Below are 5,078 nucleotides of genomic sequence, written 5' to 3' on the forward strand. Positions count from 1 at the left end.
ATCCTCGACGGTGCCATGGGCACCATGATCCAGCGCTACAAGCTCGGCGAGGCCGATTACCGCGGCGAGCGCTTCAAGGACCATCCCAAAGACCTGAAGGGCAACAACGAACTGCTGCAGTTCACGCGGCCCGATGTCATCACCGAGATCCACGAGGGCTATCTCGCGGCCGGCGCCGACATCATCGAGACCAACACCTTCGGGGCGACCTCGATCGCTCAGGACGACTACGGCTTGGGGGCGGTGGCCGGCGAAATGAATCTCGTCGCCGCGCAATTGGCCCGCGCGGCTTGTGACAGGTTCAGCACCCCGGACAAGCCACGCTTCGTGGCTGGCGCCCTGGGCCCGACACCGCGCACGGCCAGCATCAGCCCGGAGGTCAACGACCCGGCGGCACGCAACGTGACGTTCGAGGCGCTGCGCGAGGCGTATCTTGAACAGGCCCAGGCCCTGCTCGACGGCGGCGCCGACCTGTTCCTGGTCGAGACCATCTTCGACACCCTCAACGCCAAGGCTGCGATCTTCGCGATCGACGAGCTGTTCGAGCTGACCGGCGAGCGCCTGCCGGTGATCATCTCCGGGACCGTGACCGATGCCTCCGGCCGCATCCTCAGCGGCCAGACGGTCAGCGCGTTCTGGCATTCGGTGCGCCACGCCAAGCCGATCGCGGTGGGCCTGAACTGCGCGCTCGGCGCCGCGCTCATGCGGCCCTACATCGAGGAGCTGGCCAAGGTGGCCGGCGACACCTTCGTCTCCTGCTACCCGAACGCCGGCCTGCCCAACCCGATGAGTGACACCGGCTTCGACGAAACGCCGGACGTCACCGGCGGGCTGGTCGAGGGTTTCGCGAAGGCGGGCTTTCTCAACATCGCGGGCGGCTGCTGCGGCACCACGCCGGAGCACATTGCCGAGATCGCCAAACGCGTGAGTGCCTACAAGCCACGGGCGCGCAACGAGCGTTGGCTGGGGGTGACCGCTGAGGCGGCCTGAACCCTGCGACCTGGCCGGCACCGATGCGCGTTGCACCGCGCCGGCGAATGCAAAAGAGCGGATGCGCTAACGCGCCGTGGGACGGTCGCTGACCACGATCTCCAGCACGCCACCGACCGCCTGGCCCACGCCGACGATGCGCGAGACCGGCACGCCACGGCCGATCAGGTAGTCGCGTGTGCTGGCGCCGCGTTCCTGCACCAGCCGCGGCGAGGCGTCGTCGCCGGCCGGCACGCCGACGCGCAGTTCGGTGGTCGCGGCCTGCGGCTTGAAGCCGACGGCCAGCTGATCCAGCACCGCGGCCAGCGCCGGCTTGACGGCGGCGCGGCCGGGGTCGAAGGAGAACCTGGCCGGTACTTCGACACGCAAGCGCTGGTCTTCGGTCGCTTCGATCACCACCGGCGTGCCGCTCAAGGCGTTCTTCAGGCGCGAGCGCTGCGATTCGAGCGCGGGCGACAGGCCCGAGCCGAACAGGCCGCCGAGCGAGGGCACGACATCCGGGCGGCCCGCCGGGTCGGTGGCGCAACCGGCCAGGGTGGCCATGAAGGCCACTGCGCAAAGGGTGAGTTTCGGGTTCATTTTCATGGCGAGGATTCCAACCGCTGCCACTGTGCCGCGCAAGCGGGAGGCCCCGCAGGCGGGTGAGGTTTTGTAAGTGTGAGGCCACGCGCGCGACGCCGAATGCGGCAGCCGTTGCGATAGCCAAGGCACGCGCGAGCCGAAACGTGGCCTTGGATGCCGGGTTGAATCCTCGCCGCGAGCGTCCCCGCGACTTCCAATCGCGCCACTAAAATACCGGCTTCTCGAGGAGCGTTGCGACAACCTTCATCCCATGAAGGTTGCCAGGCTCGAGGCGGGGTGCCGCAGGCGCCCTTTGCAACGGCGCTCACCCGTCCGCCGCCCGGCGGGCTGCGGGTGGGCCGCAGCACCGGGTGCGACGTCTGGCTGGTGCCCTCGCGATGACCGTTTCCGCCGCTTCCACTGCTCTGCACCTGCCGCCGATGCGGCTCTCGGGCCTCGAGCCGTTCGCCATCGGCGCCGAGTCGCTGTTCGTCAACATCGGCGAGCGCACCAACGTCACCGGCTCAAAAGCCTTCGCGCGGATGATCCTCGCCGGACAGTTCGAAGAAGCGCTGGCGGTCGCGCGCCAGCAGGTCGAGAACGGCGCGCAGGTCATCGACGTGAACATGGACGAGGCCATGCTCGATTCGAAGGAAGCGATGGTGCGCTTCCTGCACCTCATCGCCTCCGAGCCGGAGATCGCGCGCGTGCCGATCATGATCGACAGCTCCAAGTGGAGCGTGATCGAGGCCGGCCTCGCGTGTATCCAGGGCAAGGGCATCGTCAACTCGATCTCCATGAAGGAGGGCGAGGGCGAGTTCCGCCGCCAGGCCAATCTCGTGCGCCGCTACGGCGCCGCCGCGGTCGTGATGGCCTTCGACGAGAAAGGCCAGGCCGACACCTTCGCGCGCAAGACCGATATCTGCGCGCGCGCCTACAAGATCCTGGTGGAGGAAGTCGGCTTCGCGCCCGAGGACATCATCTTCGACCCCAACATCTTCGCGATCGCCACCGGCATCGAGGAGCACGACAACTACGCGGTCGATTTCATCGAGGCCACGCGATGGATCAAGGAAAACCTTCCGGGCGCCAAGGTAAGCGGCGGGGTGAGCAACGTGTCGTTCAGCTTCCGCGGCAACGAGCCGGTGCGCGAGGCCATCCATACCGTGTTCCTGTACCACGCCATCCAGGCCGGCATGGACATGGGCATCGTCAATGCCGGCATGGTGGGCGTGTACGACGAGCTCGATCCCGAGCTCAAGGAGCGCGTCGAGGACGTGGTGCTCAACCGCCAGCCGGCCTACAAGCCGGGCGAGGCGCAACTGTCACCGGGCGAGCGTCTGATCGAGATTGCCGAGCGCGCCAAGAGCGTCGGCAAGGTCGACAGCGCCCGGCTGGCCTGGCGCGCCGGTGATGTGAACGCGCGGCTCTCGCACGCGCTGATCAATGGCATCACGGACTTCATCGTCGTCGACACGGAAGAAGCCTGGGTGGCCATCCAGGCCGGCGGCGGCCGTCCGCTGCACGTGATCGAGGGCCCGCTGATGGCCGGCATGAACATCGTCGGCGACCTGTTCGGCCAGGGCAAGATGTTCCTGCCGCAGGTGGTCAAGAGTGCGCGCGTGATGAAGCAGGCAGTGGCCCACCTGCTGCCCTACATCGAGGAGGAGAAGAAGCTGCTGATCGAAGGCGGCGGTGAGGCCAGGGCCAAGGGCAAGATCGTCATCGCCACCGTCAAGGGCGACGTGCACGACATCGGCAAGAACATCGTCACCGTCGTGCTCCAGTGCAACAACTTCGAAGTCGTCAACATGGGCGTGATGGTCCCGTGCCAGGACATCCTCGCCATGGCCAAGGCCGAGGGCGCGGACATCGTGGGCCTCTCGGGCCTCATCACGCCCAGCCTCGAAGAAATGCAGCACGTGGCCGCCGAGATGCAGCGCGACGACTACTTCGTCAGCCGCAAGCTGCCGCTGCTCATCGGCGGCGCCACCTGCAGCCGCGTGCACACGGCGGTGAAGATCGCGCCCAAGTACGAAGGCCCGGTGGTCTACGTGCCCGATGCTTCGCGCAGCGTGGGCGTGTGCTCCGACCTACTCTCCGATGAGCGCGCCGCGAAGTTCATCGACGATCTCAAGGTGGACTACGACCGCGTGCGCGAGCAGCACGCCAACAAGAAGGCCGTGCCCATGGTTACCCTGGCCCAGGCGCGCGCCAACAAGACGCCGATCGACTGGTCGGCCTACACGCCGCCGGCGCCCAAGTTCATCGGACGACGGGTGTTCAACAACTACGACCTGAACGAGCTGGCTGCCTGCATCGACTGGGGGCCCTTCTTCCAGACCTGGGACCTCGCGGGGCCCTTCCCCGAAATCCTGCGCGACGAGGTGGTCGGCACCGAGGCCCAACGCGTCTTCAGCGATGCCAAGCGCATGCTGCACCGGCTGATCGAAGGCCGCTGGCTACAGGCGCACGGCGTCATGGGCCTGTACCCGGCCAACACCGTGGGCGACGACGACATCGAGATCTACACCGACGAAACCCGCAGCGAAGTGCTGATGACCTGGCACGGCCTGCGCATGCAGACCGAGCGGCCGGTGATCGACGGGGTGCGCCGCGCCAACCGCTGCCTGGCCGACTTCATCGCGCCCAGGGGGGCGAAGCCCGACTACATCGGCCTGTTCGCAGTGACCGGCGGCGTCGGCACGGAAAAGAAGGTCGCGCAATTCATGGCCGACCTCGACGACTACTCGTCCATCACGCTCAAGGCGTTGGCCGACCGGCTGGCCGAGGCCTTTGCCGAGCGCCTGCACCAGCGCGTGCGCACCGAGTTCTGGGGCTATGCGCCCGACGAGGCGCTGAGCACCGAGCAACTCATCAAGGAGGCCTACCGCGGCATCCGCCCGGCGCCGGGTTATCCGGCGTGCCCCGACCACACCGTCAAGCGCGAGATGTTCCGCGTGCTGCGGGCCGATGAGGCGCAGATGGGGTTGACCGAGAGCCTGGCGATGACTCCGGCGGCCAGCGTCAGCGGCTTTTACCTCGCGCATCCAGAGGCGGCCTATTTCAACGTTGGCAAGATCGCACAGGATCAACTGGACGACTGGGCGCAGCGCACGGCGTCGAGCCAGGACGACGCTCGCCGGGCGCTCGCGCCGCTGTTGTGATCGCGGCGCTGGCGCGCTGGCGTTGCAGTCGCTGACGCCACTCACAACTGGCATCAAGGCTGACGGAGCGCGGCCACACAGCTCGTGACATATGCCGCAACGCGTCGTGCGGCCGGGCTGGGGCGTGAACTGCATCACGCCTGCCCGAGTGCCACGTGCAGGGCATGGAAGCTGCGGTCCTCCTTTCCGCAAGCTGGCACGCATTCGCCGGCACGGCGGGAGGCCCATGAGAAAAGAACACGACGGCGCCCTGCGGCGACCCTGGCGCACGCTCGCCTGCAGCGTGTTGCTCGCCCTCCTGCTCGCTGCCTGCGGCGGCAGCGGCGGCGGCAACGAGGCGGGCGGTGACGAGCCCCCGCC

Annotated in this window: 3 protein-coding genes and 1 riboswitch; of the genes, 2 read left to right on the plus strand and 1 reads right to left on the minus strand. The window is 67.7% G+C overall.

Annotated features, from left to right (window positions below):
* Positions 1-990 (plus strand): homocysteine S-methyltransferase family protein (locus tag H0W38_RS16290; RefSeq protein WP_292456000.1); only part of this gene is annotated, 990 nt, incomplete at its 5' end.
* A 66-nt stretch (positions 991-1,056) separates the two neighbouring features.
* On the opposite strand, the gene H0W38_RS16295 is transcribed toward H0W38_RS16290, so the two are convergent.
* Entirely contained in the window at positions 1,057-1,575 is a 519-nt protein-coding gene (locus tag H0W38_RS16295; RefSeq protein ID WP_292456001.1) for a hypothetical protein, read from the minus strand.
* A gap of 214 nt (positions 1,576-1,789) precedes the next feature.
* A riboswitch (S-adenosyl-L-homocysteine riboswitch) is annotated at positions 1,790-1,885 on the plus strand.
* A 37-nt stretch (positions 1,886-1,922) separates the two neighbouring features.
* On the opposite strand from H0W38_RS16295, the gene metH reads away from it, so the two are divergent.
* The gene (metH, locus tag H0W38_RS16300; RefSeq protein ID WP_292456003.1) at positions 1,923-4,718 is read left to right on the plus strand and encodes a methionine synthase; all 2,796 of its coding nucleotides are present in this window, start codon (positions 1,923-1,925) and stop codon (positions 4,716-4,718) included.
* Positions 4,719-5,078: the final 360 nt, after the last annotated feature.

It is taken from the genome of Methylibium sp. (assembly GCF_013817365.1).
Lineage (GTDB): Bacteria > Pseudomonadota > Gammaproteobacteria > Burkholderiales > Burkholderiaceae_C > Methylibium.

Bases quoted from the DNA above. Each gene is read 5' to 3' on its own strand.
- H0W38_RS16295 (WP_292456001.1), bottom strand. From the start codon at position 1,575: ATGAAAATGAACCCGAAACTCACCCTTTGCGCAGTGGCCTTCATGGCC.